Annotated in this window: 15 protein-coding genes and 2 tRNA genes; 4 read left to right on the plus strand and 13 right to left on the minus strand. The window is 45.4% G+C overall.

Annotated elements, in window-relative coordinates; all coding sequences use genetic code 11:
* Positions 1–74: 74 nt before the first annotated feature.
* The 10 genes from luxS to BCT11_RS13300 all read right to left on the minus strand — a co-directional run bounded on the left by luxS (position 75) and on the right by BCT11_RS13300 (position 11,776).
* Complete coding sequence (gene luxS, locus BCT11_RS13255) at positions 75–593, minus strand: S-ribosylhomocysteine lyase (RefSeq protein WP_038870464.1); 519 nt, start codon at positions 591–593, stop codon at positions 75–77.
* Positions 594–683: 90 nt separating this feature from the next.
* Positions 684–1,289, minus strand: a complete 606-nt coding sequence (locus BCT11_RS13260) for a hypothetical protein (protein WP_164492027.1) — start codon at positions 1,287–1,289, stop codon at positions 684–686.
* A gap of 19 nt (positions 1,290–1,308) precedes the next feature.
* On the minus strand, positions 1,309–2,877 hold the full coding sequence (gene gshA, locus BCT11_RS13265) for a glutamate--cysteine ligase (protein WP_038878898.1): 1,569 nt from the start codon (positions 2,875–2,877) through the stop codon (positions 1,309–1,311).
* A gap of 163 nt (positions 2,878–3,040) precedes the next feature.
* The gene (locus tag BCT11_RS13270; protein WP_102388503.1) at positions 3,041–5,884 is read right to left on the minus strand and encodes a pitrilysin family protein; all 2,844 of its coding nucleotides are present in this window, start codon (positions 5,882–5,884) and stop codon (positions 3,041–3,043) included.
* 9 nt (positions 5,885–5,893) lie between these two features.
* The gene (locus BCT11_RS13275; RefSeq protein WP_038870456.1) at positions 5,894–6,355 is read right to left on the minus strand and encodes a YqaA family protein; all 462 of its coding nucleotides are present in this window, start codon (positions 6,353–6,355) and stop codon (positions 5,894–5,896) included.
* Positions 6,349–7,299, minus strand: coding sequence for an NADP-dependent oxidoreductase (locus BCT11_RS13280; protein ID WP_102388504.1), 951 nt, complete (start codon positions 7,297–7,299; stop codon positions 6,349–6,351). The genes BCT11_RS13275 and BCT11_RS13280 overlap by 7 nt, the downstream gene beginning before the upstream one ends.
* Positions 7,300–7,445: 146 nt before the next feature.
* Positions 7,446–8,576, minus strand: coding sequence for a sodium ion-translocating decarboxylase subunit beta (locus tag BCT11_RS13285; protein WP_038870452.1), 1,131 nt, complete (start codon positions 8,574–8,576; stop codon positions 7,446–7,448).
* Between the two features lie 9 nt (positions 8,577–8,585).
* A complete protein-coding gene (gene oadA / locus BCT11_RS13290; protein WP_102388505.1) occupies positions 8,586–10,376 on the minus strand; it encodes a sodium-extruding oxaloacetate decarboxylase subunit alpha in 1,791 nt (596 codons plus the stop codon).
* A 33-nt stretch (positions 10,377–10,409) separates the two neighbouring features.
* The gene (locus BCT11_RS13295; RefSeq protein WP_038870443.1) at positions 10,410–10,667 is read right to left on the minus strand and encodes an oxaloacetate decarboxylase subunit gamma; all 258 of its coding nucleotides are present in this window, start codon (positions 10,665–10,667) and stop codon (positions 10,410–10,412) included.
* Positions 10,668–11,134: 467 nt separating this feature from the next.
* On the minus strand, positions 11,135–11,776 hold the full coding sequence (locus tag BCT11_RS13300; RefSeq protein ID WP_038870444.1) for a response regulator transcription factor: 642 nt from the start codon (positions 11,774–11,776) through the stop codon (positions 11,135–11,137).
* A 574-nt stretch (positions 11,777–12,350) separates the two neighbouring features.
* Between BCT11_RS13300 and BCT11_RS13305 the strand changes: the two genes are divergently transcribed.
* Genes BCT11_RS13305 through BCT11_RS13320 form a run of 4 tightly spaced genes read left to right on the plus strand, consistent with a single transcriptional unit; the run spans position 12,351 to position 15,087 of the window.
* Positions 12,351–13,478, plus strand: a complete 1,128-nt coding sequence (locus tag BCT11_RS13305; protein WP_038870445.1) for a hypothetical protein — start codon at positions 12,351–12,353, stop codon at positions 13,476–13,478.
* A 19-nt stretch (positions 13,479–13,497) separates the two neighbouring features.
* Positions 13,498–13,821 (plus strand): hypothetical protein, encoded by a 324-nt coding sequence (locus BCT11_RS13310; protein WP_038870446.1) that lies wholly within the window; start codon positions 13,498–13,500, stop codon positions 13,819–13,821.
* 8 nt (positions 13,822–13,829) lie between these two features.
* Positions 13,830–14,507, plus strand: coding sequence for a C39 family peptidase (locus tag BCT11_RS13315; protein WP_102388506.1), 678 nt, complete (start codon positions 13,830–13,832; stop codon positions 14,505–14,507).
* Positions 14,508–14,520: 13 nt separating this feature from the next.
* Positions 14,521–15,087: a hypothetical protein gene (locus tag BCT11_RS13320; RefSeq protein WP_102388507.1), complete on the plus strand. Its 567-nt coding sequence runs from the start codon at positions 14,521–14,523 to the stop codon at positions 15,085–15,087.
* 73 nt (positions 15,088–15,160) lie between these two features.
* On the opposite strand, the gene BCT11_RS13325 is transcribed toward BCT11_RS13320, so the two are convergent.
* The 3 genes from BCT11_RS13325 to BCT11_RS13335 form a co-directional block, all read right to left on the minus strand.
* Entirely contained in the window at positions 15,161–16,156 is a 996-nt protein-coding gene (locus BCT11_RS13325; protein WP_038882253.1) for a transporter, read from the minus strand.
* A 189-nt stretch (positions 16,157–16,345) separates the two neighbouring features.
* Positions 16,346–16,422: transfer RNA gene (locus BCT11_RS13330), tRNA-Arg, on the minus strand.
* A gap of 57 nt (positions 16,423–16,479) precedes the next feature.
* Positions 16,480–16,556: transfer RNA gene (locus BCT11_RS13335), tRNA-Arg, on the minus strand.
* Positions 16,557–16,621 lie beyond the last annotated feature (65 nt).

The following is a 16,621-nucleotide window of genomic DNA, read 5'->3' on the forward strand; positions in this document are numbered from 1 at the left end:
CCTTAAATCGCAAAGAAAAAGAGCCTGACACTGTCAGGCTCTTATGTTTTCAGCTATCTGAACGAAAAGCTAAGTTAGTCGATACGTAGCTCTTTCAGCATTGATTCTGGTAGTGCCAGCTCATCATTCTTATTCACCGCAACCCCCGCTTCTAGAATGTTCTTTGCAATTTGCTTCGCTTCATCCAGAGAGTGCATTGCCGCTGTACCACATTGGTACTCGTTCAGCTCAGGGATCTTGTTTTGGTTTTCTACTTTCAATACGTCTTCCATTGCTGCAATCCAAGCGTCAGCCACTTGCTGCTCTGAAGGCGTACCGATTAGACTCATGTAAAAACCTGTACGACAGCCCATTGGTGAAATATCAATAATCTCAACACTTTCACCATTTAGATGATTGCGCATAAAGCCCGCATACAGGTGCTCTAGCGTGTGAATTCCTCGTTCAGAAAGGATGTCTTTGTTCGGGGCAGTAAAGCGCAAGTCGAATACCGTGATGGTATCCCCTTTAGGGGTTTGCATCGTTTTAGCCACTCGTACTGCAGGTGCATTCATGCGAGTGTGGTCTACGGTAAAACTGTCTAATAAAGGCATTACATCTCTCCTGATTGTAACGACCAATACTCAAGAGTATTGGCATTGATTTCTATTCATTCCCCCAGTCCAAATGAATTCGTTAGGGGGTTAAAAGAACCAGCTGCTGTTGTCTTCTAGTTCCTGACGACATTGCTTCAGCTGCCAGCCATAAGTCTTTGCGGTTTGCTCAACGCGTCTTGCAACCTTTAACAAGCTTGGCTTGCTATTATAGGTTCCGCGCTTATATCCACCACGTCCTTCATGATAAGCAAGGTACTGCTTGTAAGGATCCCACAATGAGATGCCTAATTGACGACGAGTCTCATGGGTATACCAACCGACAAACATCATTGAGTCGTCGAAGTTAGTACGTGAACCACCTTGACCCGTCGCATCTTGAAAATCTTCCCAAGCAGGGTCTTGAGCTTGAGCATAACCGTAAGCGCTACTTACGCGCCCCCATGGAATAAAGCCGAGAACGTAATCCTTTGGTGGTCGAGCGTCATGACGAAAGCTACTTTCTTGCTTGATGATCGCCATCGCCACGTTTATCGGCGTACCCCACTCTTCTTCCATGTCTTTGGCATCTTCATACCAACCAGATTTTTCTCGGAATATTTCACATAGGTTGTCTTGTTGCTTTGGGGGCGCTGTCGCACAACCGGCTAACATTACGCTTCCAAGCACAGACACCACTAACGGCTTAATGTCCAATCCCTGCCCTTACTGCTGATTATTGTTTTAGATAAGCAAAGTAATCTTCTAAGAAGTCATCAAAGGATAACGTGTCACTTTGCTCTGCTTGTTTTTGTTTCTCTACCGATGTCGCGACTTCAGTTTCCATCGCATCTGCCGAGTATTGCTCATAGCTATGTGCTAGATTTTCTTCGCGGAACTTCATACCAAGCGCACAACCCACTTTACCCAAACCGCCGTGCTCTTTGGTCAGCTCAAGCAATTGACCAGAGATAGTAAGCTCAGGCTCGTCAATCCAAGACTCCAGTTTGTCGCAAACCGCTTGGTACGCATTACCACCAGTCGCGGTGTCCATTTCAACCGCAATCTGACGAAGATCAGCGAATACACTGTGCGCCCAATCTTGCAGAGATAAACGTTCGCCTTGGCAACCAATTTGCAGCATCAAACCTTTCTCACGACCAGAAACAATAACTTTGTTCCAGTTATCACGCCAGCATTCAAGCTCGCAGTTATCCATAGGGTCAGAGTCAGAAAGCGCTGCCCATGTTAGGAATAGGTCCAAGAATCGAACTTGTTCCTCACTCACGCCAACCGCACTGAATGGGTTTACGTCTAAAGAACGGACTTCAATGTATTCAACACCCGCTCGTGTCAGAGCTTCAGATGGTTTTTCACCACTTTGCGTTACACGCTTAGGGCGAATTGGAGCGTATAGCTCGTTCTCAATTTGCAGAATGTTTGAGTTCAATTGACGGTATTCGCCATCCACTTTCACACCAATCTCTGCAAACTCATCCGATGGACGACGAATAGCGTCACTTAAGCCTTCAAGATACTGTTCAATGCTGTTAAAGCCAATCTTAAGCACGCTTTGCGCGCTGTTGGTGTAACCGAGATCACTCAGACGCAGAGAGGTTGCTTTTGGTAAGAAAAGCGTCCCGCCAATTTTCTCAAATGGCAGATCAGTTTCACGTCCTTGAATGAACGAGCCACACAATGCTGGTGACGCTCCAAAGAAGTACGGGATCATCCAACCAAAACGGTAGTAGTTACGGATTAGAGCAAAGTACGCTGCGGATTTCGTTTCTTGGCGAGCTTCTTCATCTTGCTCTCCATGTAGTGCATCCCAGAACGATTCAGGGAAAGAGAAGTTGAAGTGCACCCCCGAGATAATTTGCATTAAGCTACCGTAGCGGCGTTTTAAACCTTCACGGTAAAGCGTTTTCATTTTTGCTGAGTTTGATGAGCCATATTGAGCTAGCTGAATATCATCTTCAGTGCCTACATAACATGGCATCGAAAGTGGCCACATTTTCTCTTCACCCATTTTGGTTTGAGTGAAGTGATGGATGTCTTTCAACTGCCCGATCAATTCAGGGATATCATGTGATACAGGCGTAATGAATTCCAGTAGAGATTCTGAAAAGTCTGTCGTGATCCATTTGTTTGTGAACGCTGAGCCCAAACCCTCTGGATGAGGTGTTGTTGCTAGGTGTCCATCCTGACGATAGCGCAAAGTTTCTCGCTCAACACCGCGTCCAAACTGCTTAAATACTTCTGGGTTTGATGCAACTTGTTTTAGTCGCGCAGCAAAATCAGTCAAAATGAGGTTCGCTTATATTGGGAGCAGGACACTCGCCAAGCGTGGCAAGTGAAAGCTAAGTTATTGATATATAATCCATCTAGATAAATAACCCATCAAAAAGTCATTTATCTAGTTAGAAACGAATAGCGGAGAGTCTCCTCTCCGCTATTAAATGTGTACTCTATCGAATGATTTCAAGCTCTTCCACGTCTTTCCCTAACTTTTCTAGTTGAGGGCGAAGGGATTTTGCATCCCCGACAACCACGATTTGATAGTCGTTCGGGTCAAACCATTTTTCGGCTAGAGCGTTGAGAGTCTGCTTATCAACTTTCTCAACAATAGCGTTTCGTTGCTGTAAATAGTCTTTATCTAAGTCGTATTTCACAATATCACTGATGAGTTTCGCTTTCTGTGTTGGCGTCTCATATTTCAGCGCATCTTTTTGACCGACCGCTTGGCGCATAAATTTCAATTCATCGTCAGTCATGCCCGATTGTGAGAACTCGTTCAACTCATTCTCCATCTCGATAATAGACGCAACCGTTGAATCCGCACGCACTTGAGCAGTGAAAACAACCGAGCCAGTCTCCGCATTACCGGAGAAATAACCATAAGCACCATAAGTGTAGCCTTTGTCTTCACGAAGGTTTTGGTTGATACGGCTATTGAAGTTACCCGCCAGATTAAAGTTCGCTAGCTGACCAAGGTAAAAATCACCAGTCGCATCGTAAGGCATACCTTGGCGTACGAGCATCACGACACTTTGTGGCGCTCCAGGCTTATCCACTAGGTGAATTTGTTGCTTACCCAAAGGGTTTACTTTTTGCGGAGAATACAACGGTGCTGCTTCTGCTTTCCAGTTAGACCAAAACGTCAGTTGTTTTTCTACGTCTGCTTTATTGATATCGCCCACCGCAATGATCTGCGCTCCTTGCGGTGTATAGTGCTTCGCATAGAAGTCTCGAACATCGTCTAGTGTTAGCGCCTTTACTCCGGCCTTGGTGCCTTCTTTTGGACGAGCAAAAGCTGAATCACCGTACAAAACTTGGCGGCTGGCTTGCGCGGCCATCCAGCTTGGTTTTTGATGTTCGTAAACTAAGCCTTCTAACGCTTGCATTTTCACTCGTTCAAAGTCTTCTTCTTTAAATGCAGGCGACAACAACATCTCTTCAACAATCTTGAGTGTTGGTGCTAGGTTTTTCTCTAGTGAGGACACACTGATGTCAGTCGTATAGCCCGTCGCATCAACAGAGATAACACTACCTAATTTATCAAGCTCAGCTTGAATCTCTTCCACACTGTGTTGCGTTGTGCCTTCTTGCAGCATCGCAGCGGTCAGCTGTGCCAGACCTTCCTTGCCTTCTTCAACAAAACGCGTCCCTGCCGGGAGACTGAACTGCATCATCATGGTTGGCGTTTCATTGCTCATCGTACCAAGTAACTCTGAACCATTATTGAAATGGATGTCGTAAAGCTTGGGCATGGTTGCTTCGACTGGAGCACCAACCGGAGGCTGAACAGAACGATCGAAGTTGTCAGTCGCACGACGGTAGGCTAACTGGTCATCCGTGATCTTTTGGTATTCAGGTAATGTGCGTTTTGGGGTGACAAATGTAGCAGGTTTCACTGCCAATTCTGTTTTCCCTCTTGGCACCACACTCAAAGTAACTTTGTTCTTCCCTTGGATAAAGTCGCTGTAAGCTTTTTCTACTGATTCTGGTGTTACTGCACGGATCTGCTCAAGCTGTTTCTCAATTAAATCAGGCTGGCCAAAGAACGTTTGGTTAGAAGCAAGTTGCGTCACCTTGCCTTTAACACTTTCAAGCGCAAAGATCGCATTCGCTTCTTCTTGACCTTTTAGTTGGTCAAGACGGTCTTTTGTCACGCCATCTTTCGCAAACTTGTTCAGCGATATCATTAATTCATCATAAAGCTTTGACAGGTCCCCTTTGTCACCAGAATCACCCATCGCGTAAACATAGAAGTTACAAGACAGCTCAGCACAATCATGGAATGCACCCGCATCCACTGCTTTTTGTGTCTTCACTAAATCTTGGTAGAGCACACTGTTGGTGCCGCTGCCTAATACGCTAGAAAGTGTGTCTAACGAAGTTTGGCTTGCTTCACCGCTGTAAGTGGTTGGCCAAGCAATCATTACCATTGGCTGTTGGATTCGGTCCTCCAGCGTGATGAACTTACTCTCTGCCAGCTTCGCTGGTTGTTTTGGCGCATTATCGACCTCAGGGCCGCGAGGGATAGAGCCAAAGTATTTGTTCACCCACTCAAGCGTCTGTTCAACATCAATATCGCCACCAATAGTCACCACAGCATTGTTTGGACCGTACCAACGCAAGAAGAAGGCTTTCAGATCGTTCACATCAACACGATCGAGATCTTCCACATAGCCAATGGTTTGCCATGAATATGGATGACCTTCAGGATAAAGCGCTTCAGCCATACGCTCCCAAATCAAACCATACGGACGGTTGTCGTAGCGCTGGGCTCGTTCATTTTTTACTGTTGAGCGCTGGATCTCGAACTTGTGTTGCGAAACGGCATCAAGCAAAAAGCCCATGCGGTCCGATTCTAACCACAGCATTTTCTCAAGTTGGTTAGCAGGGACAGTTTCAAAGTAGTTAGTGCGATCACGGTTAGTTGTACCATTTAAAGTACCACCCGCTTCAGTAATGATCTTAAAGTGTTGCTGGTCACCAACGTTCTCTGAACCTTGAAACATCATGTGTTCGAAGAAGTGAGCAAAACCAGATTTACCAATTTCTTCTCGTGCAGAACCAACATGGTATGTCACATCAACGTGCACAAGTGGATCGGAGTCCTCTGGTGCCAGAATCACCGTTAAACCATTGTCTAGTTGATACTTCTGGTATGGAATTTTAACTTTGCCTTCTTCTGCTTTCGACGCTTCGACGAAAGTAACCCCATCAGGCAATGATGATACTGGGGCGTTTGATGCACAGCCCGTGATCACCAACAGTGAGCACGCGCTTACCCAAAACATTCTCATGCGCTTTCCTTAAAATAAACCGAGATAGATGGCGGCTAACAAGGAGTACCTTGCTGCTTTGCCTAAAAATATCAAAACCATACACGGCAGAAATTTCATCCTTAACCATCCTGCCGCTAAACATAGCGGGTCACCAATCACTGGTAACCAGCTAAAGAACAATCCCCAATATCCATACTTGGACAGCCATTTAAGTGCCGTATGGCCGTGTTTTTCATCTTTTGTCTTATTTGGAATCCAAAGCCCAAGCCAATAGTTGGTCAATCCACCAAGCGTGTTACCAATCGTGGCGACAATAATGATGGAAGTAGCGGAATACTGGTTTAACGAGAGGGTCGCGATCAATCCAGCTTCAGAGCCCCCCGGCAAGAGGGTAGCGCTAAGAAATCCAGTAATGAACAACACCCATAATGCGGAGTCAGAAAACCACAGTGCTAAATTTTCAAAGGCTGCATTAAATGCCTCTAGCATGTCATATCAAGCAATACCTTGCCTCGTGTCCGTCCGGATTCAACTTGTCGGTGGGCATCCACAACCTCGTTCATCGGATAAACATGTTGAATTTCTGTTTTTAGCAGACCAACCCCCACCATATAAAGTAAGGTGTCGAGCTGCTCACGATCCGGCTCCACCAGCATGCCACTAGCATCAAAACCAAGCAGTTTTGCTTTCTCACAAATCAACTCAGCCGTTATGGTCGGAACGGTGATCACTCGGGCGTTATCAGTCAAACATTTCAGAGCATCTAAAGCGGCGTCACCACCGACAAGATCGATCAACACATCCACATCTTCAACACGTTCTGACACTGGCGCAAATTGATAGTTCACTGCATGCGCTCCCAGCGTTGCGAGGTAGTCTAAATTCCGCTCACTGCAGGTGGTAAAGACTTCGGCTTTGGTTGCTACGGCGATTTGTACCGCTATGTGGCCAACACCACCTGCACCAGCGAGAATCAACACTCGGTCGCCTTCAGTAACATTAGCCTTGCTTAATGCTTGAGCCGCCGTTTGCCCTGCCAGAGGAAGTGCAGCCGCAGCTTCTAAAGTTATTGAATTGGGAATACGGCTGAGAGCTGACTCAGGAACACAAAGGTATTGGCTGTAACCACCACCACGAGCTGGAAATCCAATGAAACCAGCAACCTCGTCCCCGACTTCAAAACGTGATGTCCCTTCCCCACAAGACGCCACTTTGCCAGAAACGTCATACCCCGGAACCCAAGGAAGGTTATCTTTATTTTGTGCGGCCGCCCAACCTAACCCCGCGCGCGTTTTCACGTCGATAGGATTAATGCCTGAATAGGCGACTTTTATGAGGATTTCACCCTTTTGAGGTGAGGGTGTTGGTGCGGTTTGAATGGCGAGAACGTCTGCATCGCCAAACTTAGTAATCACTATCTGTTTGTGTTCCATAGCCCATTCCCTGCGAGAAAACAAAAAGGGATGCGAAAGCATCCCTTTGACTATAAACCATTTTGTTTACCGAAGTTAATCGTCAATTTGTAAATTGGTGGATAATTCTATGTCGTAGCGTATCCACCAAAAATCGAACAAGACGATTAGCCTACTAGCGCTAACAAGATACCAGCCGCGACTGCGGAACCAAGTACACCGGCTACGTTTGGCCCCATCGCATGCATCAACAGGAAGTTTTGTGGGTTCGCTTCTAAGCCAACTTTGTTCACAACACGAGCTGCCATTGGTACCGCAGAAACACCCGCAGCACCGATAAGTGGGTTGATGTCTTCTTTCGAGAACTTGTTGAGAAGCTTCGCCATCAGAACACCTGCACCAGTACCTATACTGAATGCCACTGCGCCTAAACCCAGAATGCCAAGTGTTTCTAGATTCAAAAACTGTTCAGCTTGCAGTTTAGAGCCGACACCAAGACCTAAGAAGATGGTCACGATGTTGATCAGCTCGTTTTGAGCGGTTTTGGATAAACGATCCACTACACCCGCTTCGCGCATCAAATTGCCTAAACAGAACATACCAACCAAAGGTGTAGCCGATGGCAGGAATAGAATTGTCATCAGCAACACAGCAAGTGGGAACAGTACTTTTTCCCACTTACCGACATGACGCAGTTGAGCCATTTTAATTTGACGCTCTTCTTTGGTCGTAAGTGCTTTCATGATCGGAGGCTGAATAATCGGCACCAACGCCATGTAGCTGTATGCCGCAACGGCAATCGCACCAAGTAGGTCCGGAGACAGTTTACTTGCTAAGAAAATCGCCGTAGGTCCATCTGCACCACCAATGATGGCGATAGACGATGCATCAGCCATGGAGAATTCCATACCAGGAACGTAGTTAAGTAAAATCGCGCCAAATAGTGTCGCAAAAATACCAAACTGAGCAGCGGCCCCTAACCACAACGTTTTCGGGTTCGCAATTAAGGCACCAAAGTCCGTCATCGCACCGACACCCATGAAGATCAAGAGTGGGAAGACACCTGATTCGATCCCGATGTAATACACGTAGTAAAGCAAGCCACCTGGGTCAGTAAAGCCTGCATTTGGAATGTTAGCCAAGATGGCACCAAAACCAATAGGCAATAGCAACAATGGCTCAAAGCCTTTTTTGATCGCCAAAAACAGCAGTGCACAACCAACCAACATCATACAGATTTGGCCGAACTCAAAGTTCGCGATCCCTGTTTCTGACCATAAGGTCATCAATCCGTCCATGATACTCCCTTATGCTAAGCTCAGAAGCGGTGAACCAACAGTAACGGCATCACCTTCTTTCACATTCAGCTCTTGCACTACTCCACCACGAGCCGCGCGAACTTCGGTTTCCATCTTCATCGCTTCTAAGATAAGCAGAACATCCCCTTCAGCCACTTCAGCGCCTGGCTGAACATTCACTTTAAAGATGTTACCGGCAAGCGGTGCCGGTACTGCTTCCGCAGAAGTATTTGCTGGAGCTACGGGAGCACTTGGTTGTACTGGAGCTGCTGAAACATTTGGAGTAACAGACGCCAGCTGTCCTTGTGGGCCGACTTCCACTTCGTACACTTGGCCATCCACACGAACGCTATAAGTCTCAACACCACCGGTTGCTACTGGCGCTACCGGAGCTGCTGGTTTCGCTGACTCTAGCGTTGGAGCAGGTTCAAACGCATCTGGGTTGTCACGGTTCTTAAGGAATTTGAGACCAACTTGAGGGAACAAAGCATACGTCAATACGTCATCCACACGCTCACTTGCCAACTTGATACCATCAGACTGTGCTTTCTCCATCAAATCGACAGTAAGCGTCTCCATTTCAGGTTTCAATAGATCAGCAGGACGACACGTGATCGCCTCTTTTCCATCAAGAACTTTTGTTTGCAGATCGGCGTTCAATGCGGCGGGTGCTGCACCGTATTCACCTTTTAACAAGCCTGCGGTTTCTTTCGTGATGCTCTTATATCGTTCACCTGTCAGCACGTTAATAACGGCTTGGGTACCGACGATCTGTGAGGTTGGTGTTACTAGGGGAATAAAACCAAGATCTTCACGCACGCGTGGGATCTCTTCCAGAACTTCATCAAGACGGTCTGCCGCCCCTTGTTCTTTAAGTTGACCTTCCATGTTGGTTAACATGCCACCAGGAACCTGAGCAATGAGGATACGAGAATCCACCCCTTTCAATTGCCCTTCCCATTTCGCGTACTTCTTGCGCACTTCACGGAAGTAAGCCGCAATAGGCTCAATTTGGTCCAGTTTTAAGTTGGTATCACGCTCTGTACCTTGCAACATCGCTACCACAGTTTCTGTCGGCGTATGGCCATAAGTACAACTCATTGAAGAGATCGCGGTATCAAGGATATCAATTCCGGCTTCTACGGCCTTCACAGCAGTCGCGGTTGATAACCCCGTCGTTGCATGACAGTGAAGCGCTAGTGGCACATCACAGGATGCTTTGATGCGAGTGATCAGCTCTTCTGCTTCATAAGGCTTGAGCAAACCAGACATGTCTTTGATACACAGAGAGTGACAACCGAGGTCTTCTAAGCGTTTTGCTAAATCCACCCACGTCTCTGTGTTATGCACTGGGCTGGTCGTGTAAGACAGCGTACCCTGAGCATGTGCACCAACATCCACAGCAGCCTTAACAGCCGTTTGAAAGTTTCGTACGTCATTCATTGCGTCGAAAATACGGAACACATCCATTCCGTTAACGTGTGCACGCTCAACAAACTTCTCTACTACGTCATCAGCATAATGGCGGTATCCTAAAAGGTTTTGACCACGAAGTAGCATTTGCATCGGCGTGTTTGGCATTGCTTTTTTTAACTCACGTAGACGCTCCCATGGGTCTTCTCCCAGAAATCGAATACAAGAATCAAAAGTTGCGCCACCCCAGGTCTCTAATGACCAGTAACCAACTTTGTCCAATTCCGCTGCGATAGGCAGCATATCTTCGATACGCATACGCGTAGCAAACAGTGATTGATGGGCGTCACGAAGGACCACATCCGTAATAGCTAGTGGTTTAGACATGCTCTTAAACTCCTTTTTAATCCTATCTTTCGGCTACTTCGCGACAGAGGCGCGATGTTTATGAATCGCCGCCGAAATCGCCGCCACTACTTGTGGACTAACAGCTGAAGAGGTTGATTGAACGTTGGTGCGTGTTTTTGGTGCTGCGATCGGCTCAGGTACTTCTTCTGGTACCAATCTCGACAAAAGCCGAACGAGATAAACTAGAATGGTGAGGAAAATAAATACGACCGCCATCCCTGTTAGCATCAGGGTGGCCGCATCTACTAGCAGGCTTCCTATATTCGTCATGTTGCTTCCTTTCTTTGTCATCCTGACAATGCGCAGGACTCTAATAGCGTCAAATCCCGACCAATGGATTATCTCGATTGGTTAAATTTTGTCAATTTTGTTTAAGGAAGCTTTTAATTAATCTTTAATATTGATTATTTATTCACTACCTAGATCACAATTCGAGAGAAAATCATCGTTGAACATAAGAATGTTTAACTTATAACCACACTAAATTAAAGTGATTATAAAAACTGCGATTGGTATTTCAAAAAATCAATCTAAATGAAGGAAGAAAATAAAATAAAAACAGAAACCTATGTCAATTTAACCAAATTAAAACAACTGGTTTACAATTTATTTCTTAAGTAATCACACCAAAAGTAAAATGCGAATAAGATGATACGAGCAAAGGTTTGCCCCTCGGGTTGTGAAACTAGCCGCTCTTGAATGAGCTTATGATTATTTACGCATTCTTTTTTGAGTACTTATTGTGCGGTTAACCCCCCGTTCATCCGCACTATCTTGATAGCATCATGACGGCAATGTACATCCAGTTTCTTGTACAACTTATAGATATGGCTTTTCACCGTACTCTCTGACAAAAACAACTGTGAAGCGATCTGCTGGTTTGATATTCCATAAGCCAGCAACTCTAAAATTTGCCTCTCACGACTGGTTAGCGAATCATGTTGGCATTCCATCGAAACATTCGAGTGTCTGTAGTTGTTGATTAACGTTTCTAAATACACCCTTGGTAACCACAATCCTCCTTGAAATATATATTCCACACTCTCACTTATGTGGGACACAGAAGCACTTTGTAGCAAAATGCCTTTAAGTAGCTTCCATCGCAACAATTCATTTTCAACGCTCTCGCTTGGCACGTTGTGAATCATTAGCGGCCAACCGAATAAATCGAAATCCGGGAGCAAACCTCTGGATTCAAGTCGCCTCATAAAGTCATAGTCAATAAACACAAGATCGATGCTCATGGTATGACTACGAAAGACGGCCTCTTCTGGTAAACACGTTCTGACTTTTACATCAGGTGCGATTGATAATTGCCCCTCTATTAAACTGGTTTGAAGATTATTCTCCGCTAGAAGGAGAAGATGTTTGGTTCCCATAGTATCCACCACTGTTTGCTGACACCTTTACTACCTACCTCCATGTGCCAGTGTTTTCTGATCACCACATTGATGATCAATAAAATTATCAATAGAGAAAATATAGCAGTTCAGGCTGACTTTACGGGCACACCTACGACATAAAATAACCAAAAGGATTGAGCATTTTTAAATGTAGAGTCGACACCTTTCCACCCAACCTAATTTAACTGCTTGTTCTTACTGACACCTTCAATTCAGGGGTCTAAACATCGACTTAACCGCTGGGATTTTAGGCTGAGTCATCTGATGAGAAAAAACCTACTTTTTCAGCCTTATTAGTCAGATATTTTCATACTTGAAGCACCCTAATGAGAGCTATTCTCACTAAGTTGATGATAAAAATTAGCTTTTATCAGTAAGCCAACCAGCTTCTATTCTTCATTTAACTCACTACTGATAGTTTTCTCATTCATAAGAAACGCCCCCAAAAACCCTTACCTATAATTCTCTCGCTTCCGCAGTTAAGGAGGCAGCAAGAAGTTTACGTGCAGTCATTTTTAATTAGGAAATATCAGGAAATGGAGTAATCAACATGACTCTTAACAAAACAGGGCTTGCTATCGCAATGTCAGCGATTCTTTTTAGTGGTTCAGTATTAGCTGCTAACGGTATTGATGATGGCGATGACAATAAGCAATGGACGAACAGCGCAAACACGGCAACACAAACCACTACACAAACGAACAGCAGCACAAATGACGCCAGCAGTGCTGATGCAAATACAAATCGTAGTTACAACAACAACAGTACGAATAATGCGAACGACAGTTCTGATTCAAGCATGAACACCACGCGTAGTAACAACGACAACAGTGATAACAGCGACAGTAGCAATGCAAGTACCAACGGTAGCTACAATAACAGTAGTACCAATAATGCGAATGACAATTCAGATTCAAGCATGAACACCACGCGTAGTAACAACGACAACAGTGACCACAACGCGAGCACCAACCAAAGCAATAATGACAACAGCAGTAGCTATGCGAACGATAACTCCAACTCAAGTACGAATGGCAGTTACAACGACAACAGCGATAACCGTGACCAAGCAGACTACCGAGATCAATCAGATAACCGTGACCAAAGCGATAGCAGCGACAACAGCAGTAGTTACGCAAACGACAACTCTGATTCCAGCATGAACACTACACGTAGTAATAACGACAATAGTGATTCAAGCACAACCACTCGTCGTAGTAACAACGATAACAGTGATTCAAGCGTTAATGACAGCAACAACGACAATAGTGACAACCGTAGTTACGCTGACAATAACTCGGACAATCGTGATCAAAGTGATAATCGTGATCAAAGCGATAACCGAAGCTACGCGAACGACAACAGCGATAGCAGCACAAACGATAGCTACAACGACAACAGTGACTCAAGCACAACCAACACGGACAGCTTCAACCAAATCAACATGGATACAGATATGGTCGTAGCAAACTCAGAAGTGATGGGGCAAGTTCACTCAGCATCGGTCACTTACGATGCAGGAGAGAAAGACGCAAAAGTGAAAGTTGAAAACGTGAATAACCTTGGCGGTTTAGATAGTGCTGCGGGTATTACAACTGTGGCACAAAATGCCGGAGCGAACTCACTGATTCAACAATCTGTTGCTACCAATGCCAGTGTGTTTACCGGTGGTGAGTAAAGGAAGCTAGGAGAAAGCGATGCGTTTGGCACTGTGTACCTTGGGTATGATAGTTGCTTTTTCCGCACACGCAGAAGACATAACGTTATCTGATGAAAGTGTCAGTCTAGAAACAATGAATGAAGCACGAGGTGGCCAGAATGTTGAGCTAGACCTTGTTTATGCAGAATCAGATGTAGATGGCATTTCTTCAGATAACGTAGCGACCAATACCGTGAGCGGAAACAACATACTCTCACCAGGAGCGTTCGCAGACAGTTCAGGGATATCGAGCGTGATTCAGAATACTGGTAACAACGTTCTAATCCAGAACTCAACCGTCGTTAACCTGACACTCAAGTAAATATTGATATGAAAGTTTGGCAAAACTTACCTTGGCTGTTGCTGGCTCTGTCAGCTTCAGCCAATTCATTGGAGTTTCTCCCTCATCGGGGACATTTTTCTGTGCCTGTTAAAAGCTACAAAGAAATCGTATTTGGTGATGTATTTCGTCAACAGTATGATTTCAGTTGTGGTTCAGCAGCACTGGCCTCTCTATTGACCTATCACTATAAAACCCCTTCGTCAGAACAAGATATTTTTAAAAGCATGTACGACAAGGGAGATAAAAAGAAGATCAAAGAGAAAGGCTTTTCACTACTAGACATGAAAGTTTACCTCGATTCCATTGGACTTAACTCAGACGGCTTTCAAGTAGGATTAGAAAAGATTCGCAATGTAGGGGTCCCAGGGATCACACTCGTCAATTTTGATGGTTACATGCACTTCGTGGTGATCAGAGGAATGAACGCAGACTCCGTGATCTTAGGCGATCCCTCTCGGGGCACCATGATCATGAAATACGAAGAGTTCCAGAAATACTATCAAGGGATTGTGCTTCTAATCCGTAACGAAGCTGAAGTTGGTCGATCTGGTTTTATTACTGACGATAAGTTTGCTATTTATCATTCCTCTCCCCTAGAAAGCGGTGTGCAAAGAGATTCTCTCGGTGTGTTTAGCATTACGCTCCCCGTCGCTGGAGAGAACTAGATGAGGTGTGGTTATGAGGCTATCTAAGTGGATTCTGACATGCGGTGTTTTGACTTCGACACTTTCTCTAGCGAATGAAGTGGATCTAACGGGGTTAACCCCACTTCCACCGAATTCGTTATCCGAACTTCGTGGTGGCTTTCAAGTCACTGACGATTACATCATCAACATCGGATTAAGTATTACCACCACAATCAATGGACAAGATATCCTAAATACCACCATTGCCAATTTAGTTATTGAGAATGGCCACCTTACCAATATTAGCGGCAGCAATAGCTCAGATGGTCTAGGTAACCCTCTCGATCAAGGCATCGTCAACATCATTCAATTTGGCGAAGGCAACTTTATAAGTGATAACCGCGCAAACTCACCAGATGTGACGAACCCGAATCAACCAAATATCATTAGCTCAGAGTTCATCAATTCCAGCATCATCAACATCATTCAAAACACCACAGATAACAGTGTGATTGGTTTAAATACACTGGTCGACATCGATGCGCAAGTGAGTGGCGTAATGCAACAAATTCGTGCAAACCAGCAACTAGAAGACGCACTGTTGAATCACCTCCAATAATTTCCAACAAGAAGCGCTTGTACAAAAAAGGGCTGTCATCACAACAACCCTTAGATTCCTCTGTATTCACCTACTACAGATTAAATGGCACACGAATCGTTAATTGAAAATCTGGGGTATCTTCGGTTAATCCAGCTTGCGCACTTACGTTGAGCGATGCTCTAGGGCTAAAGGCATAATTAACACCGAACGTCAGTGCATCCAATTGAAGTAACTTCGCGTCATCAGCCGAGCTGCCGTTCACTTTACTTTTCAAAATCGTTTTGTGGCTTAACCCTAACGAAAAAGACAAGTCTGGATTGACGGCAAAGCCCATCCCTCCCGCTAACGCAATGGTATCACCAAGATCAACGTCTGCTTTGGTATCTCCAACAGTAACATTCTCTTCCAAGTTATAGATGTAGCTCAGGCTTGCATACAGCACCGCTGGGTCTGTTGGGTAGATCATTGAAATGTTGGGTTCAAAACTCCAAAAACCAGATCCCGTCGGCACATCACTAAAGGAATTACTGCCTTCGTCTATAGAAACATCGTAAGGCGAACGCCCAGTATCGGATTTGACTCTTAAACCACCGACCCAATAAGGTGCACTATCAAAATTAAACTGGTGGCGAATCGCAAGCTCAACATCTCCCATCCCGCCACCATCGATTGTTGTATTGACCACGTCAGCATTCGAACCGTCCTGAATAGGGCGCGTTGCAATCTGGTCGTTTCGATAAACGTAGGGCAGCCGAACCTCCAATTCCGTAGCGTTGGTCAAACCATAGCGAGCGGTTAAGCCAACCGTAACTGTAGTTCTATCAGCATCACTGACCTCAATTCGTCCCACGATCAATGTTGGTAACACGGTATAACCAACCACAGAGACTTTATTTGAAGAGTTTTGCGTGTAGCTGAGTGATGTGTCGAATGACCACTGTCCTCGCGGCGTGAGCACTCCTGGGCGGTCTATAACATCACTGACGGTCTGAGCCCGTTGAGGAATATCATCGCCTTCCGAGCTATTTGCGGTTTGAGCTACACATACCAACCCAAGAGTGCAGCCAATCAGAGTCTTCCCTAACATCGAGTAATCCTTTCTTGTGGCGGTTATAAACGATTAGGTTAGATCTGAAGGTTTAGCAATGAGTTGATGGCAAGAAGTCGCACAATCTTAAAACAGAAACGCTGGAATGACTGAGGACAGTATCGATAAGAAGGGGGCCAGTTCTCAGATACAAAAAAGCCCCGCATAAGCGAGGCTTTTTCTAAAGAGTGGCGCGTCCTGGAGGATTCGAACCTCCGACCGCCTGGTTCGTAGCCAGGTACTCTATCCAGCTGAGCTAAGGACGCACGGTTTTTGATATCAGTATTCCCAATATCAGGAGTTCATTAAGAAACCCTAAAGAGTGGCGCGTCCTGGAGGATTCGAACCTCCGACCGCCTGGTTCGTAGCCAGGTACTCTATCCAGCTGAGCTAAGGACGCGCAGTTTTCGATATCAGTATTCCCAATATCAGGAGTTCACTAAGGAAACCCTAAAGAGTGGCGCG

The sequence above is a fragment of the Vibrio sp. 10N.222.52.B12 genome (assembly GCF_002875385.1).
GTDB lineage: Bacteria > Pseudomonadota > Gammaproteobacteria > Enterobacterales > Vibrionaceae > Vibrio > Vibrio jasicida.

What these genes read in the sequence shown, in the direction of transcription:
- BCT11_RS13280 (WP_102388504.1), bottom strand. Translation starts at nt 7,299, where the DNA reads ATGGAACACAAACAGATAGTGATTACTAAGTTTGGCGATGCAGACGTT.
- BCT11_RS13315 (WP_102388506.1), top strand. Translation starts at nt 13,830, where the DNA reads ATGAAAGTTTGGCAAAACTTACCTTGGCTGTTGCTGGCTCTGTCAGCT.
- luxS (WP_038870464.1), bottom strand. Translation starts at nt 593, where the DNA reads ATGCCTTTATTAGACAGTTTTACCGTAGACCACACTCGCATGAATGCA.
- BCT11_RS13295 (WP_038870443.1), bottom strand. Translation starts at nt 10,667, where the DNA reads ATGACGAATATAGGAAGCCTGCTAGTAGATGCGGCCACCCTGATGCTA.
- BCT11_RS13270 (WP_102388503.1), bottom strand. Translation starts at nt 5,884, where the DNA reads ATGAGAATGTTTTGGGTAAGCGCGTGCTCACTGTTGGTGATCACGGGC.
- BCT11_RS13305 (WP_038870445.1), top strand. Translation starts at nt 12,351, where the DNA reads ATGACTCTTAACAAAACAGGGCTTGCTATCGCAATGTCAGCGATTCTT.
- BCT11_RS13320 (WP_102388507.1), top strand. Translation starts at nt 14,521, where the DNA reads ATGAGGCTATCTAAGTGGATTCTGACATGCGGTGTTTTGACTTCGACA.
- BCT11_RS13325 (WP_038882253.1), bottom strand. Translation starts at nt 16,156, where the DNA reads ATGTTAGGGAAGACTCTGATTGGCTGCACTCTTGGGTTGGTATGTGTA.
- BCT11_RS13275 (WP_038870456.1), bottom strand. Translation starts at nt 6,355, where the DNA reads ATGCTAGAGGCATTTAATGCAGCCTTTGAAAATTTAGCACTGTGGTTT.
- BCT11_RS13300 (WP_038870444.1), bottom strand. Translation starts at nt 11,776, where the DNA reads ATGGGAACCAAACATCTTCTCCTTCTAGCGGAGAATAATCTTCAAACC.
- oadA (WP_102388505.1), bottom strand. Translation starts at nt 10,376, where the DNA reads ATGTCTAAACCACTAGCTATTACGGATGTGGTCCTTCGTGACGCCCAT.
- BCT11_RS13310 (WP_038870446.1), top strand. Translation starts at nt 13,498, where the DNA reads ATGCGTTTGGCACTGTGTACCTTGGGTATGATAGTTGCTTTTTCCGCA.
- BCT11_RS13285 (WP_038870452.1), bottom strand. Translation starts at nt 8,576, where the DNA reads ATGGACGGATTGATGACCTTATGGTCAGAAACAGGGATCGCGAACTTT.